Source organism: Priestia sp. KCTC 13724 (genome assembly GCF_056820425.1).
Genome location: NZ_JBXDLD010000055.1, coordinates 1 through 21,132 on the forward strand (window position 1 = coordinate 1; position 21,132 = coordinate 21,132).

At 35.8% G+C, this 21,132-nt stretch carries 18 protein-coding genes; 11 read left to right on the forward strand and 7 right to left on the reverse strand.

All coding sequences use genetic code 11. The features are described 5' to 3' along the window. Positions 1 to 423: 423 nt before the first annotated feature. The 6 genes from gyrA to dnaA form a co-directional block, all read right to left on the reverse strand. Positions 424 to 2,928 carry a DNA gyrase subunit A gene (gene gyrA / locus AC1UFB_RS07965; protein ID WP_025907864.1) on the reverse strand — a complete coding sequence of 835 codons (2,505 nt, stop codon included), beginning with the start codon at positions 2,926 to 2,928 and terminating at the stop codon, positions 424 to 426. Positions 2,929 to 3,042: 114 nt separating this feature from the next. Beyond that, the gene (gene gyrB / locus AC1UFB_RS07970) at positions 3,043 to 4,959 is read right to left on the reverse strand and encodes a DNA topoisomerase (ATP-hydrolyzing) subunit B (RefSeq protein ID WP_328101102.1); all 1,917 of its coding nucleotides are present in this window, start codon (positions 4,957 to 4,959) and stop codon (positions 3,043 to 3,045) included. A gap of 222 nt (positions 4,960 to 5,181) precedes the next feature. Continuing rightward, positions 5,182 to 6,300, reverse strand: a complete 1,119-nt coding sequence (gene recF, locus AC1UFB_RS07975; RefSeq protein WP_061785903.1) for a DNA replication/repair protein RecF — start codon at positions 6,298 to 6,300, stop codon at positions 5,182 to 5,184. Positions 6,301 to 6,315: 15 nt separating this feature from the next. After that, positions 6,316 to 6,531, reverse strand: a complete 216-nt coding sequence (yaaA, locus tag AC1UFB_RS07980; protein WP_328101101.1) for a S4 domain-containing protein YaaA — start codon at positions 6,529 to 6,531, stop codon at positions 6,316 to 6,318. A gap of 103 nt (positions 6,532 to 6,634) precedes the next feature. Then, positions 6,635 to 7,771: a DNA polymerase III subunit beta gene (gene dnaN / locus AC1UFB_RS07985; RefSeq protein WP_062686788.1), complete on the reverse strand. Its 1,137-nt coding sequence runs from the start codon at positions 7,769 to 7,771 to the stop codon at positions 6,635 to 6,637. A gap of 194 nt (positions 7,772 to 7,965) precedes the next feature. Then, complete coding sequence (dnaA, locus tag AC1UFB_RS07990) at positions 7,966 to 9,309, reverse strand: chromosomal replication initiator protein DnaA (protein ID WP_025907869.1); 1,344 nt, start codon at positions 9,307 to 9,309, stop codon at positions 7,966 to 7,968. Between the two features lie 747 nt (positions 9,310 to 10,056). On the opposite strand from dnaA, the gene rpmH reads away from it, so the two are divergent. From rpmH to AC1UFB_RS08040, 10 genes are all read left to right on the forward strand, one after another. Then, the gene (gene rpmH / locus AC1UFB_RS07995) at positions 10,057 to 10,191 is read left to right on the forward strand and encodes a 50S ribosomal protein L34 (protein ID WP_025907870.1); all 135 of its coding nucleotides are present in this window, start codon (positions 10,057 to 10,059) and stop codon (positions 10,189 to 10,191) included. A 111-nt stretch (positions 10,192 to 10,302) separates the two neighbouring features. After that, entirely contained in the window at positions 10,303 to 10,683 is a 381-nt protein-coding gene (gene rnpA, locus AC1UFB_RS08000; protein ID WP_025907871.1) for a ribonuclease P protein component, read from the forward strand. A gap of 87 nt (positions 10,684 to 10,770) precedes the next feature. Then, on the forward strand, positions 10,771 to 11,541 hold the full coding sequence (gene spoIIIJ / locus AC1UFB_RS08005) for a YidC family membrane integrase SpoIIIJ (RefSeq protein WP_100346520.1): 771 nt from the start codon (positions 10,771 to 10,773) through the stop codon (positions 11,539 to 11,541). Beyond that, the gene (gene jag / locus AC1UFB_RS08010; protein ID WP_025907873.1) at positions 11,538 to 12,185 is read left to right on the forward strand and encodes an RNA-binding cell elongation regulator Jag/EloR; all 648 of its coding nucleotides are present in this window, start codon (positions 11,538 to 11,540) and stop codon (positions 12,183 to 12,185) included. Before spoIIIJ ends, jag begins: the two co-directional genes overlap by 4 nt. Before the next feature lie 266 nt (positions 12,186 to 12,451). After that, complete coding sequence (mnmE, locus tag AC1UFB_RS08015) at positions 12,452 to 13,840, forward strand: tRNA uridine-5-carboxymethylaminomethyl(34) synthesis GTPase MnmE (RefSeq protein WP_100346522.1); 1,389 nt, start codon at positions 12,452 to 12,454, stop codon at positions 13,838 to 13,840. A 26-nt stretch (positions 13,841 to 13,866) separates the two neighbouring features. Next, positions 13,867 to 15,756: a tRNA uridine-5-carboxymethylaminomethyl(34) synthesis enzyme MnmG gene (mnmG, locus tag AC1UFB_RS08020; RefSeq protein WP_328100805.1), complete on the forward strand. Its 1,890-nt coding sequence runs from the start codon at positions 13,867 to 13,869 to the stop codon at positions 15,754 to 15,756. A 27-nt stretch (positions 15,757 to 15,783) separates the two neighbouring features. Beyond that, positions 15,784 to 16,500, forward strand: a complete 717-nt coding sequence (gene rsmG / locus AC1UFB_RS08025; RefSeq protein WP_025907876.1) for a 16S rRNA (guanine(527)-N(7))-methyltransferase RsmG — start codon at positions 15,784 to 15,786, stop codon at positions 16,498 to 16,500. Positions 16,501 to 16,643: 143 nt separating this feature from the next. Continuing rightward, a complete protein-coding gene (gene noc, locus AC1UFB_RS08030) occupies positions 16,644 to 17,519 on the forward strand; it encodes a nucleoid occlusion protein (RefSeq protein WP_025907877.1) in 876 nt (291 codons plus the stop codon). 272 nt (positions 17,520 to 17,791) lie between these two features. Continuing rightward, entirely contained in the window at positions 17,792 to 18,565 is a 774-nt protein-coding gene (locus AC1UFB_RS08035; protein WP_061785897.1) for a ParA family protein, read from the forward strand. Next, positions 18,546 to 19,412: a ParB/RepB/Spo0J family partition protein gene (locus AC1UFB_RS08040; protein ID WP_482588942.1), complete on the forward strand. Its 867-nt coding sequence runs from the start codon at positions 18,546 to 18,548 to the stop codon at positions 19,410 to 19,412. The genes AC1UFB_RS08035 and AC1UFB_RS08040 overlap by 20 nt, the downstream gene beginning before the upstream one ends. Here the strand turns inward: AC1UFB_RS08040 and yyaC are convergent. Next, positions 19,352 to 20,008 carry a spore protease YyaC gene (gene yyaC / locus AC1UFB_RS08045; RefSeq protein ID WP_482588944.1) on the reverse strand — a complete coding sequence of 219 codons (657 nt, stop codon included), beginning with the start codon at positions 20,006 to 20,008 and terminating at the stop codon, positions 19,352 to 19,354. The two genes, AC1UFB_RS08040 and yyaC, sit on opposite strands and share 61 nt — an antisense overlap. Before the next feature lie 84 nt (positions 20,009 to 20,092). Between yyaC and AC1UFB_RS08050 the strand changes: the two genes are divergently transcribed. Further along, positions 20,093 to 21,109, forward strand: a complete 1,017-nt coding sequence (locus AC1UFB_RS08050; RefSeq protein WP_100346525.1) for a YkvI family membrane protein — start codon at positions 20,093 to 20,095, stop codon at positions 21,107 to 21,109. Positions 21,110 to 21,132: the final 23 nt, after the last annotated feature.

Sequence of the window (21,132 nt, forward strand, 5' to 3'; positions counted from 1 at the left end):
ATGTTTGACTTGCTCATAAAAGTTTAAAAAATTAACGTTGACGTTTGTCGCTTTGTTCAGTTTTCAAAGAACTCTTTTTTTATGTCGCTCAAAAGCGACCTCTATAATATAACAAGTTTTGAGCTTGTTGTCAACAACTTTTTAACACTTTAATTTAAGAGCTCGTTGCTGACTTTTTATATATTATCAGATTCTTTTTGATAATACAAGCTTTTCTATAAAAAAAAAGAGTTTGGGACATAACAAAATGATTGCTTCTAAAAGACGAACACTAGCTGTTCCCATCTCTTTAGTTTGTCTCAACCTGTTTCCAACATTGTTTTCACAATCAACAAAAAACCTGAACGATTAAAAGTTATGAACTCTCAATCGTTCAGGTATAGTAGAGGCTGAACTACTTATGTCTCAGTCTCTTTTGCCTATTTACTCATTTTCAGGTGATTCTTCACTGGTAACGTCTAGTTCTGAGTCGACTTCTTCGTCAAGCTCCTCATCTTCTTCAGATGTTTGAACTTTTGCTACAGTAGAAACAAACTCACTATCTCCTAAACGAATCACTTTAACACCTTGAGTGTTCCTTCCCATTTGAGAAATTCCAGAGACAGACAGACGAATTAATACACCGCTGACTGTAATTACCATAATCTCCTCTCCAGATGTTACACACTTCAATGCGACTACATCACCATTTTTATCTGTAATATTACATGTCCTTAGACCTTTACCGCCTCGAGTCTGTATGCGGTATTCATTAGCTGGTGTTCTCTTACCATATCCATTCTTTGTAATAATTAAGATATCTGATTCTTCTTCAAGAATCTCCATCCCAATTACTTCATCTTCTGAATCAAGAGTAATTCCTTTTACACCAGTTGCTGTTCTCCCCATTGAACGGACATCATTCTCATTAAAGCGAATCAACATACCATTTTTAGTACCAATAACCATATCACGTTTACCATCTGTTAGTTTTACAGAGATTAACTCATCCTCTTCTCGTAAACTTAATGCAATTAAGCCACTATTACGGATGTTTTCAAAAGAAGATAATGGGGTACGTTTTGAAATACCTTGTTTTGTTGTAAAGAATAAATACCAGTCATCAACGAACTCATCAACTCGAATAATAGCATTGACCCATTCACCTTTATCTACTTCTAATAAGTTAATAATAGGGATCCCTTTAGCAGTTCTGCCGTACTCAGGAATTTCATATCCTTTTGTTTTGTATACTTTCCCTTTATTCGTAAAGAATAAAATTGTATCGTGTGTAGAAGTTGTTAAAAGATGTTCAACAAAATCATCTTCATTGGTATTCATTCCTTGAATACCACGCCCCCCACGCTTCTGACTCTTATAAGTAGATACAGGTAATCGTTTAATATATCCGTTATGTGTTAAGCTAATAACAATATCTTGTCGTGGAATAAGATCTTCATCTTCAATAACTTCAGAACCACCCGCTATAATTTCTGTACGACGCCCATCATTAAAGCGATCTTTAACTTCTATTAATTCCTCACGAATAATTTCCAAAACTTTTTCATTATCTGCTAGAATCGCTTTTAATTCAGCAATTAAAGCTAGTAAAGATTGATACTCAGCTTCAATTTTCTCACGCTCTAACCCAGTAAGCTTTTGCAAACGCATATCTAAAATAGCCTGTGCCTGCTTTTCACTTAGTGAGAATTGTGTCATTAATCCTTCTCTAGCGATATCGGTTGTCTGAGAAGCTCTAATTAATGCAATAACCGCATCGAGATTATCTAAAGCAATCTTTAAGCCTTCTAAAATATGAGCACGTGCTTCTGCTTTTCTTAACTCAAATTCAGTACGTCTGCGAATAACAACAACTTGATGGTCTAAGTAATACTGTAGACACTGTTTTAAGTTTAAAACCTTCGGCTGCCCTTCCACTAAAGCAAGCATATTAATACCAAAGCTTGTTTGTAAAGATGTTTGTTTATATAAGTTATTTAGTAAGACATTGGCATTTGCATCTCTTCGAACTTCAATTACAATACGCATACCAGAGCGATCTGATTCATCGCGTAAATCTGTAATACCTTCAATCTTTTTATCTCTAGCAAGTTCTGCAATCTTTTCAATCAACTTCGCTTTATTTACTTGATATGGAAGCTCATTAACGATAATCGTTTGTTTTCCATTTGATTGTTCTTCAATTTCTACTTTTGCACGAATAATAATAGAGCCTTTTCCTGTTTCATAAGCTCTACGAATTCCACTAATACCTAAGATTTGACCTGCGGTTGGAAAGTCTGGGCCCGGTATGATTTCCATTAATTCTGGAATTGTAATATCTTGATTTTTACTAACAGCTAGTACACCATCAATAACTTCTCCGAGTTGATGGGGTGGAATATTTGTTGCCATACCTACCGCAATACCCGCTGAGCCGTTTACAAGTAAGTTAGGAAACCTAGCTGGTAGTACAACCGGCTCTCGCTCAGATCCATCATAGTTATCTTGATAATCAATCGTATCTTTGTTGATATCTCTTAATAACTCCATAGAGATTTTGGACATTCTTGCTTCTGTATAACGCATCGCTGCTGCTGAATCACCATCGATAGAACCAAAGTTACCATGACCATCTACAAGCATATTGCGATAGCTGAAGTCTTGAGCCATACGCACCATTGTTTCATAGACAGCTGAGTCACCATGAGGATGGTACTTACCTATAACTTCCCCTACGATACGAGCTGATTTTTTAAATGGTTTATCCGAAGTCATACCTAAGTCATTCATCGCATATAGAATACGACGATGAACAGGTTTTAAGCCGTCACGTACATCTGGAAGCGCACGTGAAACAATAACGCTCATTGCATAATCTAAAAACGAAGAACGCATTTCTTGGCTAATGTTTACTTCTTTAATTTGAGAGTTTGGTTTATCTGACATCGATAAGAACCTCCTTCACGAAGTTCAGTATAGTAGTTCACATATGTAAACGCAGGATAGAAATCCCTCTACCCTGCCATTTAACATTCTTTTTAATTCTAAAAAATATCTTGTTTAGATATCTAAATTCTTAACGTATTTTGCATTTTCTTCAATGAAGTTACGGCGTGGTTCAACCTTGTCCCCCATTAAAATTTCAAATGTTTCATCTGCTTCAATCGCATCCTGTAAGTTAACTTGTAGAAGCGTACGCGTATCTGGATCCATTGTTGTTTCCCACAGCTGCTCTGGATTCATCTCCCCTAGACCTTTATAACGCTGTAGGTTAGGTTTAGATCCTTCTGAGAACGTTGGCAGGAGCTCTTCTAGCTGTTTATCGTTATACGCATATTCTACGCGTTTCCCTTGTGAGATCTTATATAATGGCGGCTGTGCAATGTAAACATAACCGGACTCAATAATTTGTCTCATGTAGCGATAGAAGAATGTTAATAACAGCGTACGAATATGAGCTCCATCGACATCGGCATCTGTCATAATTACAAGTTTGTGATAACGTGCCTTAGAAATATCAAAATCTTCTCCAATACCTGTACCTAATGCCGTGATAATTGTACGAATCTCGTTATTAGATAAAATTTTATCTAGTCTTGCCTTTTCAACGTTAATAATTTTACCACGCAAAGGTAGGATAGCTTGGAAATGACGACTACGCCCTTGTTTAGCAGAACCACCTGCAGAATCACCCTCTACAATGTACAATTCACTGATGGAAGGATCCTTTGAAGAGCAATCTGCTAATTTACCAGGTAGATTTGAGATCTCCAATGCGCTTTTTCTTCTTGTTAATTCTCTTGCTTTTTTAGCTGCCATTCGAGCACGTGCTGCCATAACACCTTTTTCAACAATTTTCTTAGCTACTACTGGATTTTCTAGTAGGTAAGTTTCAAAGTGCTCTGCAAATACAGAATCAGTAATAGTTCTTGCTTCACTATTCCCTAATTTTGTTTTTGTTTGACCTTCAAATTGAGGGTCTGGATGTTTAATTGAAATGATTGCAGTAATTCCCTCACGTACATCTTCACCTGTAAGGTTTGGATCGCTATCTTTAAACACATTGTTCTTACGTGCATAATCATTAATAGCGCGTGTTAAAGCTGTTTTAAAGCCGGCTTCATGTGTACCACCTTCATAGGTATGAATGTTATTTGCAAAAGAATACAGATTGCTTGTATAGCTATCATTGTATTGAATAGCAATCTCAACTGAAATACTGTCGCGATTTCCCTCAATATAGATTGGCTCTTCATGTACAACTTCTTTTGAACGATTTAAATGTTCAACATATGATTTAATACCACCTTCATAATGGTATTCACGCACTTTGTTTTCTTCACGTTTATCTTCAATCGTAATTTTAATTCCACGATTTAAGAAAGCCAATTCACGTAATCGGTTTGCCAATGTATCAAAATCATACTCTAACGTTTCGTTAAAAATTTCACCGTCTGGCTGAAAGTGGATAACTGTACCAGTTTTATCAGTTTCACCAGTTACTTCTAAATCTGTTACGGGAACACCTCGTTCAAATTTTTGATAATGTACTTTCCCGTCTCGGTGTACATTTACTTCTAGGTAAGTGGAAAGCGCATTTACAACAGATGCTCCTACACCGTGTAGACCACCTGAAACTTTATATCCGCCACCGCCAAATTTACCGCCAGCGTGAAGAACGGTTAAGATAACTTCAACAGCAGGTCGTCCCATTTTTTCATGCATACCAACAGGAATTCCACGCCCATTATCTTTAACTGTGATGCTATTATCTTTCTCAATTATGACATTGATTTCATCACAATAACCAGCTAACGCTTCATCAATACTATTATCAACAATTTCCCATACGAGGTGGTGTAAACCCTTAGCACTCGTAGAGCCGATATACATTCCCGGACGTTTTCGTACTGCTTCTAATCCTTCTAACACTTGTATTTGGTCAGCATCATATGATTGCTTTTCTTTTTGTTCCATTGCCAAATGTATCACCTACACTTTTCATTAACAGCGAACTGTTTATAATTGTATTCTTTTTAACGTATCTTAAATAATTGAATGGAAACCACTTAGGAGCTTCAGACAAGCAAAACTCATCTTTCGTATTTTTGAGGGTAAGCTTTAAAACATTAGACTTAAAACTATAATGATATCATACTTTGTTAAAATTAACGTTGAAAAGCTATCAGTATGAAAAAACTATTTAATTTTTTGTATGACCCCAGCCTCTACCTCAAACGTAGCGGCTTTGTCTAAAGTTTCATGATGAATTCCTTCAATACTGGTGGTTGTCACAAATGTTTGAACCTTTCCCTGTATCGTGTTTAACAAGTGAGACTGACGGAAATCATCAAGCTCAGATAAAACATCGTCTAGTAATAAAATGGGATACTCGCCAATCTCTTGATTAATTAGCTCAATCTCGGCCAATTTTAAAGACAAAGCCGTTGTACGCTGTTGCCCTTGGGACCCAAAGGTTTGAACATCTTTTTCATTGACGTAAAATAGCAGGTCATCTCGGTGAGGACCAATTAAGGTAACGCCTCTATCAATTTCTCTACTCTTTATTTTATCAAATTTTTCATGATATGCTTCTATCATTTTCGACAAATCTGCATCTTCTGATACATCAATCGAATTTTTATACTCGATACGCAGATTTTCGAGCCCTCTGCTAATGCCAAAATGAATGGGTTCTGCCCATTTTTGCAAAAGCTGCAAAAATTCAAATCGCTTTTTTAAAATACGAGCTGCTACTTCTGTAAGCTGAGCAGTTAAGATATCAAGCAAAGATAGGTCAGATTGCTTTCGTGTTTGAAGTTGTTTTAAATATTGATTCCTGTGCTGTAAAACTTTTTGATATTTGCTTAAGTCATGCATGTATACAGGGGAAACTTGTCCAATCTCCATATCAATAAACCTTCTCCGCACTTGGGGACTACCCTTCACCAGGTTCAAATCCTCAGGAGCAAACATAACCGTATTCATAGCACCAATGTATTGACTTAACTTTTGTTGCTCAATGTAATTATATTTTGCTTTTTTACCTTTTGTTGAAATGATTAAATCCAACGTCACAGGACCGCGCTCTTTTTCTACAACACCAGAAATCTTTGCAAATTCACTTTCCCATTTGATCAATTCTTTATCGTTGGAGGTACGATGTGACTTTGCCATTGATAGAACAAAGATTGATTCCATAATGTTTGTTTTCCCTTGCGCATTTTCTCCTAGAATGACATTTACTTTGTTTTCAAAAGCAACCGTTGTTTTTTCATAATTACGATAGTTTGTTAACGCAAGTTCTTTAATGTACAAACCATTCACCAACTCTTAAGATATAATGATAAACTCACCCATATCTGGGATTATTACTTCATCGCCTGGATATAGCTTTCGACCACGGCGTTCCTCTAACTCACCGTTCACATAAACTTCATGCTCACTTAAAAACCATTTCACCATTCCACCAGTCTGAATAACATCAGCTAGTTTTAAAAACTGACCTAATGTAAGATGTTCCGTTGAAATCTGAATTTCTGTTGTCATCATATTCCGCTCACTTCCCTAATTGTTTTATCTATCATTATTCTACTAAATAATTGTCCTTGAGAAAAGAAAGCTACTAGAAACAACCTAGTAGCTTTCAACATCAATATGTTCTAACCGGCAGAATTAGCTGTAGCATTGAGTCATTCTCTAATGTTCGAATAACAAATGGACGCATTGCTCCGGTAAAGTTAATTTTAATATCTGTACCTTCAAGAGCTTTTAATGCATCAAGCATATACTTTGCACTAAACGAAATCTTTAAATCTTCTCCCACAATTGATTCACTTTGAACTTCTTCAATAACTTTACCGATTTCTGGAGAATTTGATGAGATTTCAATAATCCCGTCTGGTAAAGTTGATAGTTTTACTACGTTATTACGTCCTTCTCTCGCTAAAAGCGAAGCACGATCAATAGACTGAAGAAACTCTTTAACGTTTAAAACAACGTCTGTCTTACTGTCAGCTGGGATAAGACGAGAAGTATCTGGGTAATTCCCATCTAGTAGACGTGAGAAGAACAGAAGATGTTTCGTTTTAAATAAAACTTGATTTTCAGTCATAACAATATCAACCAGTTCATTGGAATCATCTAGAATTTTACTAAATTCATTTAAACTTTTTCCTGGAATAACAACATTGTAAGAAACATCATGTTCAGATTGAATATTTGCTTTACGCAAGGCTAAACGGTGGCTATCTGTTGCAATACACGTTAGTGCTTTGCCTTCCACTTTCCAGTTTACACCTGTCAAGATAGGGCGTGTTTCTGAGGTGGACACAGCAAAGACAGTTTGTCGAATCATGTTTTTAAGTAAATCTGTAGGAATTCTAAATACGTTATTTTCTTCGATTTGTGGTAGATGTGGATACTCTTCAGCATCTAAACCATTTAAATTAAACTCTGCTTTTCCAGAACGAATAATTGTTAAAAACAAATTTTGAACATCTAGCTCTACAACTTCTTTTGGCAATTTCTTTACGATTTCACTGAAGAAACGAGCAGGTAAAACGACACTTCCTGTCTTCTCTATTTCTACAATTTCTTTTCCATCTTCTTCTTTTGGGATAAATGATTCAATGGAGATATCAGAATCGCTCCCAGTAAGAGTCACTCCTTCTTCTGTTGTAACAATTTTAATTCCTGTCAAAATAGGGATCGTTGTCCGAGATGAAACAGCCTTCATTACATCTTGAACACTTTGAACTAGGTAGTCTTTTTGAATTTTACATTTCATGAAATCCTTCCTCCTTTTTATTTTAAAAGTCGGTTTAAACAGCTTATTAATTTATTATAAAAAAAAGATAGTAGTAGTAATAGGGCGTGTGGAAATGTGGATAACCCCTTAAAACGCCAGTACACAGCCTATCCACCTGTGGACAGACTGTGTACAATCCTATCTCACTTATACACAAAAAACAAGAGAAAAAATTAGATCTTTAAAGAGTCACTGATTTCTTTAATATGTTTTTGGAGCTGTGAATCAGTTTGAACCAACTTTGAAATCTTTTCATGAGCATGGATAACCGTGGTGTGGTCTCTTCCCCCAAATTCTTCGCCAATCTTTGGTAATGAGAAGTCTGTGAGCTCACGAGATAGATACATTGCAATCTGTCTTGGAAATGCTACAGATTTTGTTCGTTTCTTGGCTTTGAAGTCTTCAAGCTTTACATTAAACTGCTGTCCGACTATTTGTTGGATATCTTGAATGGTAATAATTTTTGGCTTTGAACTCGGAATAATATCTTTTAAAGCTTCAGCAGCCAAGTCTGCATTGATATCTTTATTAATTAATGAGGAGTATGCTACTACACGGATTAAAGCACCCTCTAATTCACGGATGTTTGAGTCGATTTGATTAGCAATATAAAGCATTACTTCATTAGGAATTACTAACCCGTCAGCTTTTGCTTTTTTACGTAAAATAGCAATCCTCGTTTCAAGATCTGGTGGCGTAATGTCTGTAATCAAACCCCATTCAAACCTAGAGCGAAGACGATCTTCTAAAGTTGGTATCTCTTTTGGTGGTCTATCGCTTGAAATAACAATTTGTTTACTTTCTTCATGTAACGTATTAAACGTATGGAAAAATTCTTCTTGAGTTTGTTCTTTACCAGCTAAAAATTGAATATCATCTATAAGTAAAACGTCGACATTTCTATACTTATTACGAAACTCCACCGCTTTGTTGTCACGAATTGAGTTAATAAATTCATTGGTGAATTTCTCAGAAGATAGGTATACAACTTTTGCATCTGGATTATGATCAAGCACATAGTGACCTATTGCGTGCATGAGGTGGGTTTTTCCAAGCCCTACTCCCCCATAAATAAAAAGTGGATTGTAAGCTTTGGCTGGTGCTTCTGCAACTGCTAAGGAAGCAGCATGAGCAAAGCGGTTACCAGAACCAATAACAAAAGTATCAAACGTGTATTTGGAATTAAGCATACTTTGTGGGAATTCGTGTCCATCTTCTTTGCTTACATTCTTTTTAGGAGGAGTTAAATCAAACTCTTCTTCAGATTGATTTAAAGGGATAATAAATTTTACATCTAGTTCTTCCCCGGTCAAATCGTACAATGTTTCAGCAATTAAGTTAGAATACCTAGACTCTAGCCAATCTCTGGCAAAGTCATTCGGCGCTGTGATAATAAGTGTATCACCTTGTAGAGCGTGAGCTTTTGTTGATTTTAACCATGTTTCAAAACTTGGTTTACTCAACTTCTTTTCAATTTCAGCTAATGCTCCGTTCCATAAATCATGAATATTTTCCAAAGAAGTCAGCCTCCTTTTCCATTAAAATAACGACTTGTACAAGTTTTGTACAAGTGGCAAAAACGTTTATGCATAAAATTTTTATATTTATTCAATTGCTATTATGTGGGTAAATATATATTATAGAAGAAAAGCAACTATTCGACATATTCCACATGTTGTGGATAACAGTTCATAACAAGGGTGGAAAACATGTCCACAACTTTTCCACAATATGTGGATAACAATGATATGTGGAAAAGTAATTAAGAGTGAAAACAAAAATATAATATCAAAGAATAACGGTTGTTGCAACGGATTTTCGAAACTTATCCACAATCACTACACCTTGTGGAGTAAAGTTTTCCACAACACAAGATGATGTGTACCACTTGTAGATAAGCAAAGTGGATTGTTAAATTTGTCGAAAAAACTTATCCACAGTACAAAAAACGACTTTTTATGAATAAAATCTTAGAAAAATGTCGTAGTTTTGTTTAAGGGGTTAAAAATGAGGAAGAGATTGAGTTGATTGGTAGTTTAAGTAGAGATAGAGATCTGTCTATAAAAAAGAAGAAGGAAAGTATCGATTTTCTATGGACAAGTAGACGGCAACAATATTACAATGGAGAAGATTTTAAGAAGAATGTTGAGAAGGATTTAGAAAAAGCATTTATTATTTTATAAATAACATTGCAATTTCTACTTATTTTCATTATAATTGTTAGGACTGTCTTTTTCAGTTATTCCTCGAGGAGGTGTTTATAGATGAAAAGAACTTACCAACCAAACAGACGTAAGCGTAGTAAGGTACACGGTTTCCGCTCTCGTATGAGCTCAGCAAACGGACGTAAAGTTTTAGCTCGTCGTCGTCGTAAAGGAAGAAAAGTATTATCAGCATAATAGACCACTGAGACGTCAGTGGTCTTTTTTTCACTTAATGGACAAGTTTGCCTCTAATCCTTTATGGAATTCATGGTGGAAACGTGCCTGAAAAAGGGTAGGAGTGTTAAAATGAAAAAAAAATACCGGATCAAGAAAAATGAAGAGTTTCAAAAGGTTTTTCAAAAAGGACATTCATTTGCGAACCGTCAATTTGTTATATATGTACTAGATCAACCAGAACTTCAGCATTTCCGTGTGGGTTTTTCCGTCGGTAAAAAAATTGGAAACGCTGTTACTCGAAATCGAGTGAAGCGACTAGCTCGTCAGGTCATGTTTGAAATTGCACCATATCTCAAACAAGATAAAGACTATATTGTGATAGCTAGAAAGCCAGCAGCAGAGATGGAATATGAAGAAGTTAAAAAAAGTTTACAGCATGTGTTTAAAAGAGCAAAGCTTTATCAGCATAGGCTCAATAGTTCACGAACTGAGGAAAAGAACTCACAATAAATGTTGTTTTTCTACTATATCCTTATATAATGGTGTTTGACAAACTCTCAGTTTTGGGAGTTGGAATTTATTAAAGGAGGAGCAAAGGTGAGAAAGAAAGTTTTACTAGGAATTACACTTGCCTTTCTTTTGACGGTTTTGGCTGGATGTACGGAAATTAATCAGCCGATTACTGCTGATAGCAAAGGTTTTTGGAATGAGTATGTCGTTTATCCGCTTTCTATGGTAATTGTATACTTTGCGAATTTACTTGGTAGCTACGGTTTTGCCATCGTTATTGTTACTATTCTAATTCGATTATTAATTTTACCTTTAATGGTTAAACAAATGAAAAATACAAAAGCAATGCAGGTTTTGCAACCTGAAATGAAAAAGTTAAAGGAAAAGTATAGCTCAAAAGATGCAAAAACTCAGCAAAAGTTACAGCAAGAGACGATGCAGCTTTTCCAAAAGTACAATGTAAACCCTTTAGCGGGTTGTTTTCCAATCTTAATTCAGATGCCTATTTTAATTGGTATCTTCCATGCTATTACTAGAACGGAAGAGATTGCAAATAACAGCTTTTTATGGTTTGATTTAGGGTCACGTGATCCGTATTTTGCATTACCAATCATTGCGGGTATTACAACATTTATTCAGCAGAAAATGATGATGGCAGGAAATGCAAATCAGAATCCTCAAATGGCAATGCTTCTATGGTTAATGCCAATCATGATTGTAGTCTTTGCAATTAACTTCCCGGCAGCTCTATCATTATACTGGGTTGTGGGAAATATCTTTATGATTGTACAGACGTACTTCATCAAAGGACCAGACTTAAAAGCAAGTTCTCCTGCCTCTCAAGGAGCTAAAAAATGAAAGATATAACGGTAACAGCTCCAACTGTTGAGGAAGCGGTCAATCAAGCTCTTTCAAAATTAAATATTTCAAAAGAAAAAGCAGAGATTACCATTATTGAACAAGGTAAGAAAGGTTTTTTAGGAATTTTTAAAGGGAAGCCTTTTGTTGTTCATGTAAAGAAAATAATAGATCCTGTTGAAGAAGCTGTAGCATATATTAACGATGTGACAGCGCAAATGGGAATTGAAACAGCAATTGAAGTGAAAAAAACCTCAAGACAATGTGAAATTCATATTTCAAGCTCTTCAATTGGTCTATTAATCGGTAAGCGTGGACAAACGATTAACGCGCTCCAGCTTTTAACACAACTGGTAGCAAACCGTTATAGCAAACATTATTTTAAAATTACTTTGAATGCAGAGAATTACCGTGAGAGAAGAGAAGAAACGCTGGTTCAGTTAGCAGAAAAAATGGCCCATCAAGTACTACGTACAAATCGATCAGTGCAGTTGGAAACTATGCCTGCACATGAGCGAAAAGTTATTCATCAAGCACTTGCTAAGAATAAAAAAGTAGAGACTTTATCTGTTGGAGAAGAACCAAAGCGATGTGTACTCATGCGTCCTGCACATTCAGTCTTTAAAAGTACTAATCACAAGTGATTAGTACTTTTTTTATGTTTAAAAAACAAAAACGAAAGATAGCAATTGTTATTCACATGTGGATAAGTTAAAATAATACGTACTGTTTATTTTGAGATTGTGCATAACTACTATTCATTTTTTTATTGATTGAATTGTGGTATCCTAGTTAGTTGATTGCCTTAATTTTAATAAGGCATGTTTTTGTTTTTATAAAAATGTGAACGATAGTAAAAAATCGTTTTAATAATAGTATAACTAGTCCAAAGGGATGAGGTGAAACTCAAATGTTAGATTTTGATACTATTGCTGCAATTTCTACTCCAATGGGAGAAGGAGCAATTGCGATTGTAAGATTAAGTGGAGAAGAAGCGGTAAGTATTGCAGATCGTATTTTTAAGAGTGTTTCAAATAAAAGCTTAAATGAAGTACCTTCTCATACCATTCATTATGGTCATATCGTTGATCCTAAAAATGGACAAACGATTGAAGAGGTGATGCTTTCTATTATGAAAGGCCCTAAAACGTTTACGAGAGAAGACATTATTGAGATTAACTGCCATGGTGGAATTGTTTCAGTTAATCGTGTGTTACAGCTTGTTTTGGCAAATGGTGCACGCCTGGCAGAACCAGGAGAGTTTACCAAACGTGCTTTTTTAAATGGTCGTATTGATTTATCACAGGCGGAAGCTGTTATGGATTTAATTCGTGCTAAAACAGATAAAGCGATGAATGTAGCGATTGGACAGATGGAAGGTCGACTTTCTAATTTAATCCGCCGTTTACGTCAAGAAATCCTTGAAACGCTTGCTCATGTGGAAGTAAATATTGATTATCCTGAATATGATGATGTGGAAGAAATGACACATCGTGTATTAATTGAAAAAGCTACTCGAGTTCGAAATGAGATTGATAATCTTCTACAAACATCTCAGCAAGGTAAAATTTTGCGTGAAGGCTTAGCAACAGTGATTGTAGGTCGTCCAAACGTTGGAAAATCTTCGCTATTGAATAGCTTAGTTCAAGACACTAAGGCAATTGTAACGGACATTCCTGGAACTACCCGCGATGTAATTGAGGAATATGTCAATGTTCGTGGTGTACCTCTACGACTGGTAGATACAGCTGGAATTCGTGAAACAGAAGATATTGTTGAGCGAATTGGAGTAGAGCGTTCAAGACAATATTTAAAAGAAGCGGATTTAATCTTACTTGTTCTCAATTACAATGAGGAATTAACAGCTGAAGATCGTAAGCTATTTGAAGCAGTTAAAGGAATGGACTACATTGTTATTGTTAATAAGACAGACTTAGAACAAAAGTTAGATATGGAAGAAGTAAAAAATCTTGCTGGAAGTCGTTCAGTTGTCACAACTTCCTTGTTGCAAGAACAAGGGATTTCAGAGCTAGAAGAAGCTATTTCTTCTTTGTTCTTTACGGGAACAATTGAATCACAAGATTTAACGTATTTATCAAACACAAGACATATTGCATTATTAGCACAAGCTCAAAACGCAATCAATGAAGCAATTGAAGGTATTGAAAGCGGAATTCCAATTGATATTGTTCAAATTGATTTAACAAGAACGTGGGAGCTCCTTGGAGAAATTATTGGTGATGCTGTACATGAAAGTTTAATTGATCAGTTATTTTCTCAATTTTGTCTTGGAAAATAAAAAATTGTTAAAAGGAGGTTATTCTTATGCATTATGAAGGTGGACAATATGATGTGATTGTTGTTGGAGCTGGCCATGCCGGGTGTGAAGCTGCACTAGCATCTGCAAGAATGGGCGCAAAAACATTGGCTTTAACAATTAATTTAGATATGGTTGCATTCATGCCGTGTAATCCATCTGTAGGTGGTCCGGCAAAAGGAATTGTAGTAAGAGAGATTGATGCACTTGGTGGAGAAATGGGACGAAATATTGATAAAACGCACATTCAAATGAGAATGTTGAATACAGGTAAAGGTCCCGCTGTACGAGCTTTACGAGCACAAGCAGATAAATTCGCTTATCAACATGAAATGAAAAAAACACTTGAAAATGAAAAGAATCTAACACTTGTTCAAGGGATGGTTGAAAAATTAATCGTTGAAGATGGTGTTTGTACAGGAGTAGTGACACAAACAGGAGCGGAATATAAAGCAAAAACAGTTGTTATTACAACGGGTACGTTCCTTCGTGGAGAAATTATTTTAGGGGAACTGAAGTATTCAAGTGGTCCTAATAATCAACAGCCGGCTATTAAGTTATCGGAACACTTAGAAGAGATTGGTTTAGAGATGGTACGCTTTAAAACGGGTACTCCTCCGCGTGTTAACAGCCAGACGATTGATTACAGTAAAACGGAGATTCAGCCTGGTGATGATGTGCCACGCGCTTTTTCATATGAAACAACACAATTTATTATGGATCAACTACCTTGTTGGTTAACATATACAAGTGAAACAACTCATCAAATTATTGACGATAACCTTCACTTATCACCGATGTATTCTGGAATGATTAAAGGGACAGGTCCACGTTATTGTCCTTCAATTGAAGATAAGGTTGTTCGCTTTAATGATAAACCACGCCATCAAATTTTCTTAGAGCCTGAAGGCCGCCACACTCAAGAAGTTTATGTACAAGGTTTATCAACAAGCTTACCAGAACATGTTCAACGTAAGATGCTTGAAACAATTCCTGGGTTAGAAAAAGCTCAGTTAATGCGTGCTGGTTATGCGATTGAGTACGATGCTATTGTACCAACACAACTATGGCCAACATTAGAAACAAAACCAGTGAAAAACCTTTATACAGCAGGTCAAATTAATGGAACATCTGGTTATGAAGAAGCGGCGGGTCAGGGTCTGCTTGCTGGTATTAATGCTGGTTGTCGCGCTTTAGGTAAGGAAGAGCTAATTTTAGGTCGAGCAGATGCTTACATCGGGGTTTTAATCGATGATTTAGTAACAAAGGGTACAAATGAACCTTATCGTTTATTAACATCACGCGCAGAATATCGTTTACTTCTCCGCCATGATAATGCAGATTTACGCTTAACGGATGTTGGATATAAAATCGGTCTAATTAGCGAAGAGCGCTATGCTTCGTTCCAAGCTAAAAAGGCAGAGATTGAAGCTGAAAAAAACCGTCTGCATGCTGCAATCATTAAGCCGAATGAACACGTACAAAGCGTAATTAGAAGCGCAGGTGGTAGTGAATTAAAAGACGGTATTCGTGCCCTTGAGCTGCTAAGAAGACCAGAGATGACATATGATCATATTAGCCAACTTGTCCCTGCAGAAACGGAAATTCATCCAGAAGTAGCTGAGCAGGTTGAAATTCAAACGAAGTATGAAGGTTATATCCAAAAATCATTGCAGCAAGTCGAACGTTTGAAGAAATTAGAAAACAAAAAAATTCCGGATTTAATTGATTATGACGCTATTCATGGTTTAGCTAACGAAGCGCGTCAGAAATTAAAAGAAGTACGGCCTCTAACAGTAGCCCAAGCATCACGTATTTCCGGAGTTAACCCAGCAGATATTTCAATTCTTCTGGTTTATATCGAACAAGGTAAAATTGCAAAAGTTTCAAACGACTAATCTATTTGTAAAAGAAAGGGTAACGCGATGAATATTTCACAGTTTCAACAGTTGCTAGAGGAGAAAGGAATTGCTCTTTCTTCCTCTCAGCTGGATCAATTTGAACGTTACTATAAAATTCTCGTTGAGTGGAATGAAAAAATGAACTTAACAGCTATTACAGAACATGGTGAAGTGTATGAAAAGCATTTCTATGATTCTGTATCAGCAGCTTTCTTTCAAGATTTTCATTCTATTGAGAGTGTTTGTGATGTAGGAGCGGGTGCTGGTTTTCCAAGTATTCCATTAAAAATCTGCTTTCCTCATCTTCACGTTACAATTGTGGACTCGTTAAAAAAACGAATTACATTTTTAACACATTTAACGGAAGAGCTAGGTCTTGAAAATGTGTCACTTTATCATGATCGAGCAGAGGAGTTTGGAAAAAAAGCAGGAATTCGTGAATCTTTTGACTTAGTAACAGCTAGAGCTGTAGCGCGTATTTCAGTTTTAAATGAATTGTGCCTACCTCTTGTAAAGGAAAACGGTCGATTCATTGCAATGAAGGGATCTTCTGCACCCGATGAATTAAAAAATGGTGAAAAATCTTTTAAAGTGTTAGGTGGAAAAGTGCAAAAAATTGAACATTTCCAGTTGCCATTTGAACAAAGTGAGCGTTATATTGTTTTAGTAGACAAAGTAACAAAAACGCCAAAGAAATATCCAAGAAAACCAGGAATGCCTATTAAATCACCACTCGAATAAGTGGGATAAAAGGCACTCTAATATAAAGAATGTTTCTTAAGAAACATTCTTTACATTAACATTTTCCTAGAGCAAAGAAGGATATTAACGACAAATATCGAATTAGTTTTAAGGCGGGATTTTCCTGAAGGTGGTGTAGGATTATGAAATCTGCTTTTTCACGTTTTTTTAATTTAAAAGAAAAAGATGAAGCTATCTCGGTAGCCTCAGAAAAACCTCAAATTGAAAATGTCGAAAAAGTTTTAAAAGATGAAGTAAAGCAAATTTTGGTTTCAAGTATTACTCCCAATCGCTATCAGCCACGTACGGTTTTTAATCAATCTAAAATAGAAGAGCTGGCACTTACTATTCATACACATGGTATTATACAACCAATTGTTGTTCGACCAGTCGGTGATAATGAGTATGAGTTAATTGCTGGTGAGCGTCGCTGGCGAGCAGTTCAGTCACTTGGTTGGGAAAGAGTTCCTGCTATTATAAAAGATTTTAATGATACTGAGACAGCGTCAGTAGCATTAATTGAAAATTTACAAAGAGAAGAGTTAACAGCGATTGAAGAGGCATTAGCCTATGCGAAATTATTAGAGTTACATAATCTTACGCAAGAAGCGCTTGCTCAGCGACTAGGCAAAGGCCAATCAACGATTGCGAATAAACTTCGATTATTAAAACTTCCTTCTCTTGTACAAGACGCTATTAAACAAAAACTAATTACAGAAAGACATGCACGAGCACTTATTCCTCTTAAAAATGAAGAAAAGCAACTTCAGCTTTTGAATGACATTATAGAGGGTAAGCTTAATGTTAAACAAACGGAAGAACGTGTAGCTAAATTATTGGAAACACAGGTGAAAAAGCCACGGGCAAAACGAAAAGCATTTAGTAAAGATACTCGTATTGCTATGAACACAATTCGTCAGTCTTTAACAATGGTTAATGATAGTGGAATTAAGTTGAATACAGAAGAAGAGGAATTTGAGGAGTACTATCAGTTTACGATTAAAATTCCAAAGAAATAAAGATTAAAATAATCCTCATCCGTTTACGATGAGGCTTTTTTAAAAGATAAGAAAGTATATAATTCTTCACGTAGTTTTCGATGTCTAGCTCCAGGCGCCATCGGCTCGAGGTCTTAAGCCAATCGCTTCGGAAGGTAAAAGGCACCTTCTGTCAGCGCTCGTCTTAAGCTTGTCGCCGATAGGCGGGCGCCTTGCGCTTTTCTTATAATTAGTCTAAGCACTAAATGAAAGTAAGAACAATAATTGGATAGGAAATGAAAGCAGGTGACAACTTGGGGAAAATAGTGGCGGTTGCTAATCAAAAAGGTGGAGTTGGAAAAACGACTACTGCTGTCAATCTAGGTGCATGTTTAGCGCAGCATGGTCAAAAAGTACTGTTAGTAGATGGTGATCCGCAAGGAAACGCAACAAGCGGTGTAGGAATTGAAAAAGCAGATGTAGATGCTTGTGTCTATAATGTTGTTGTAGAAGATATGGATACAAAGCAGGTCATTTGTCCAACAGCTGTTGAAAACTTATCAATTATCCCTGCAACAATTCAATTAGCAGGTGCAGAAATTGAGCTTGTTTCAACTATTTCCAGGGAAGTACGCTTAAAAAGGGCATTAGAAACAGTGAAAGATCAATATGATTATATTATTATTGATTGCCCCCCTTCTTTAGGTTTATTGACATTAAACGCCTTAACAGCAGCAGACTCAGTATTGATTCCTGTTCAGTGTGAATATTATGCGTTAGAAGGTCTAAGTCAGCTACTCAACACAGTAAGATTAGTACAAAAACATTTAAATCATCACCTTCGAATTGAAGGTGTCCTATTAACAATGTTAGATGCACGAACAAATTTAGGACTCCAAGTTACTGCTGAGGTAAAAAAGTATTTCCAAGAACGTGTTTACCAAACGATTATTCCAAGAAATGTTCGTCTTAGTGAAGCACCTAGCCATGGTGCACCAGTTATTTTATATGATGCAAAGTCTAGAGGGGCTGCGGTATACATGGAACTTGCGAAGGAAGTGATATATAATGGCGAAAGGATTAGGTAAAGGGATTAATGCCTTATTTTCAGGGTTAGATACACAAGCTACTGATTCGATTCAGGATATCGATATCAACGAACTAAGGCCAAACCCTTATCAACCGCGTAAAACGTTCCAGCAAGAAGCAATCGAGGAGTTAAAGCAGTCCATTTTACACCATGGCATTCTACAACCGATTGTTGCTAGAAGAAGTATTAAGGGATATGAGATTCTAGCTGGAGAACGTAGATTTAGAGCAGCAAAAGAAGCGAATTTAACAACCGTTCCTGTTATTGTAAAAGATTTTTCGGAAAAGCAAATGATGGAGCTAGCACTGCTTGAGAATCTACAGCGTGAGGACTTAACTCCAATTGAAGAAGCAATGGCCTATCACCTTCTTATTGAAAAACTTGATATGACACAAGAGCAATTAGCAGCTCGCTTAGGAAAAAGTCGACCGCATATTGCGAATTATTTACGCTTGTTACAGCTTCCAGAAGAAGTACAAATGCTTATTTCAAGTAACGAAATTTCAATGGGACACGGCCGTACATTAGCCGGATTAAAAAACAAATCATTACTTCCAAAAGTAATTGAAAAAATAAAAAAAGAGCATTTAAATGTTCGACAATTAGAAGTTTATGTATCACAGCTCAATCAATCTGTTTCACGTGAAACAGATAAAGAAAAAGCTAAAAAAACAAAAGATATTTTTATTAAAGAAAATGAAACAAAGTTGAGAGAAAAGCTAGGTACTCCCGTAAATATTACGAGAAACAAAAAAAAGGGAAAGATTGAAATTGAATTCTTTACTCAAGATGATTTAAATCGTCTATTAGAGTTATTAGAACATTTTTCATATTCTAATCGATAGCTATGAGATGACAAGGAAACAGATGGTCCTCTACTGGTTTGGTAAGCATATTGAATACTAGTAGCAATTAATTCCGCAATGCTCATTACTAAATAAAGCCTTGTATTTTGTAGTACAAAAAACTCCATAAAACCGCTAACATTTACAATCCCAGTCATATGAATATCACCTACAGGAGGTAACTCTTTATTGACGCCTGCCCCAGGCTTTACCGGCCCTATTCCTAATGAAACAGATCCTACGCTCTTCATCCTTCCTAAACAAGCATCAATGCCTATAATAAAAGGATTATCAAATTCTTTCTGAATGATTTTTAAAGTATCTTTTAAATTTATAGCATGAATGGGGTCTTTTAATGTGCCGTATATATGAAAATGAGAAAGGCTTTTTTCTTTTAATTTCGTACCTACTAATGGTCCTAATGAATCTCCAGTTGAGCGGTCTGTTCCGATACAAACAATCACGACCGGTCTAGCAGGATCAGTTGGAAGTAACAGTCCTAGCTGTTTGCTTAATTGTTGAGCAGCAAATTCTTCATCATGGAAAATGCGAATTGAACGTGATGTTTTCTCAAAGAAGGAGGATTTTAGATTCATAGGTTCCACTCCTTATACATAATAGTAACAGTATACGAAGATTCTTAACATTCTATACATATATTTCGCTTAAAGGAGGAATTTATGTTGAAGCAGGGCTTTAAATGGATGTTTCTTATTTTAGGTACAATTATTGGAGCGGGCTATGCATCTGGAAGAGAACTTTGGCAATTTTTTGGCGAAGAAAGTGGACTGGCTCTGCTTTTGTTTACTGTTATCTTCATTATTTGCTGCAACGTGATTATGATTATTAGTTTTCAATTGAAAACTAATCAATTTTATCCATTACTTATTGAAGTGTTTGGAAAAAGGTGGGCGTTTCTTTATGATAGCTTAATCATTTTTTACTTATTTTCAACAACAGTTATTATGATTGCAGGTGGAGGTGCTACGTTAGAAACATTTCAGCTTCCTTATTGGTTGGGAATTATGACCTTTAGCTTGTTAATTATTCTTGTGTTTATTAAAGGTATTCAAGGAATGCTTTCGATTAATTCTTACATTATGCCTGTACTCGTTATCGGTTTAATTAGCGTCCTTCTTTTCTTTATTTTAAAAAGTCAGCATGTTTTGGACATTGACTGGCATCATCAGCACAATTGGTCTTCAGGATTTACTTTTACGGCTTTAAATATCCTCCCTCTCGTTGCAGTTCTCACAACCATTGGAAATGAGATTAAAACAAAAGTAGAGATTCATATCGCTTCCATTGGAAGTGGTTTGTTAATTGGTGGTTTATCCTTTGTTTATAATGAATCACTTTTACAGGTTTCAGATTTGTTACCAGATTACGAAATTCCGTTATTTGCTATAATGAAAAGTTTCCCGTTTTTTATGCTAATCATTATGAGTGTATTATTATTAGTTGCTATCTATACAACAGCGGTATCGGGGATACTAGGTTTAACAACTAGGTTTCGTAGGAGTGAAAATACTGCGTTATGGAAAATGGCAATTATATTTGTCATCATTATGATTCCTTTTACAAAGCTAGGTTTTTCTAAGTTAATTGCTGTTCTATACCCATTATATGGTATGGTTAATCTATTCTTATTAGCGGCTTTACTAATTTATCCGATACGAAATATCTACAAAAATTAAATAAAACTTGCTAAAATAAACTA

Bases quoted from the DNA above. Each gene is read 5' to 3' on its own strand.
- gyrA (WP_025907864.1), bottom strand. From the start codon at position 2,928: ATGTCAGATAAACCAAACTCTCAAATTAAAGAAGTAAACATTAGCCAA.
- gyrB (WP_328101102.1), bottom strand. From the start codon at position 4,959: ATGGAACAAAAAGAAAAGCAATCATATGATGCTGACCAAATACAAGTG.
- yaaA (WP_328101101.1), bottom strand. From the start codon at position 6,531: ATGACAACAGAAATTCAGATTTCAACGGAACATCTTACATTAGGTCAG.
- dnaN (WP_062686788.1), bottom strand. From the start codon at position 7,771: ATGAAATGTAAAATTCAAAAAGACTACCTAGTTCAAAGTGTTCAAGAT.
- rpmH (WP_025907870.1), top strand. From the start codon at position 10,057: ATGAAAAGAACTTACCAACCAAACAGACGTAAGCGTAGTAAGGTACAC.
- rnpA (WP_025907871.1), top strand. From the start codon at position 10,303: ATGAAAAAAAAATACCGGATCAAGAAAAATGAAGAGTTTCAAAAGGTT.
- jag (WP_025907873.1), top strand. From the start codon at position 11,538: ATGAAAGATATAACGGTAACAGCTCCAACTGTTGAGGAAGCGGTCAAT.
- mnmE (WP_100346522.1), top strand. From the start codon at position 12,452: ATGTTAGATTTTGATACTATTGCTGCAATTTCTACTCCAATGGGAGAA.
- mnmG (WP_328100805.1), top strand. From the start codon at position 13,867: ATGCATTATGAAGGTGGACAATATGATGTGATTGTTGTTGGAGCTGGC.
- rsmG (WP_025907876.1), top strand. From the start codon at position 15,784: ATGAATATTTCACAGTTTCAACAGTTGCTAGAGGAGAAAGGAATTGCT.
- noc (WP_025907877.1), top strand. From the start codon at position 16,644: ATGAAATCTGCTTTTTCACGTTTTTTTAATTTAAAAGAAAAAGATGAA.
- AC1UFB_RS08040 (WP_482588942.1), top strand. From the start codon at position 18,546: ATGGCGAAAGGATTAGGTAAAGGGATTAATGCCTTATTTTCAGGGTTA.
- yyaC (WP_482588944.1), bottom strand. From the start codon at position 20,008: ATGAATCTAAAATCCTCCTTCTTTGAGAAAACATCACGTTCAATTCGC.
- AC1UFB_RS08050 (WP_100346525.1), top strand. From the start codon at position 20,093: ATGTTGAAGCAGGGCTTTAAATGGATGTTTCTTATTTTAGGTACAATT.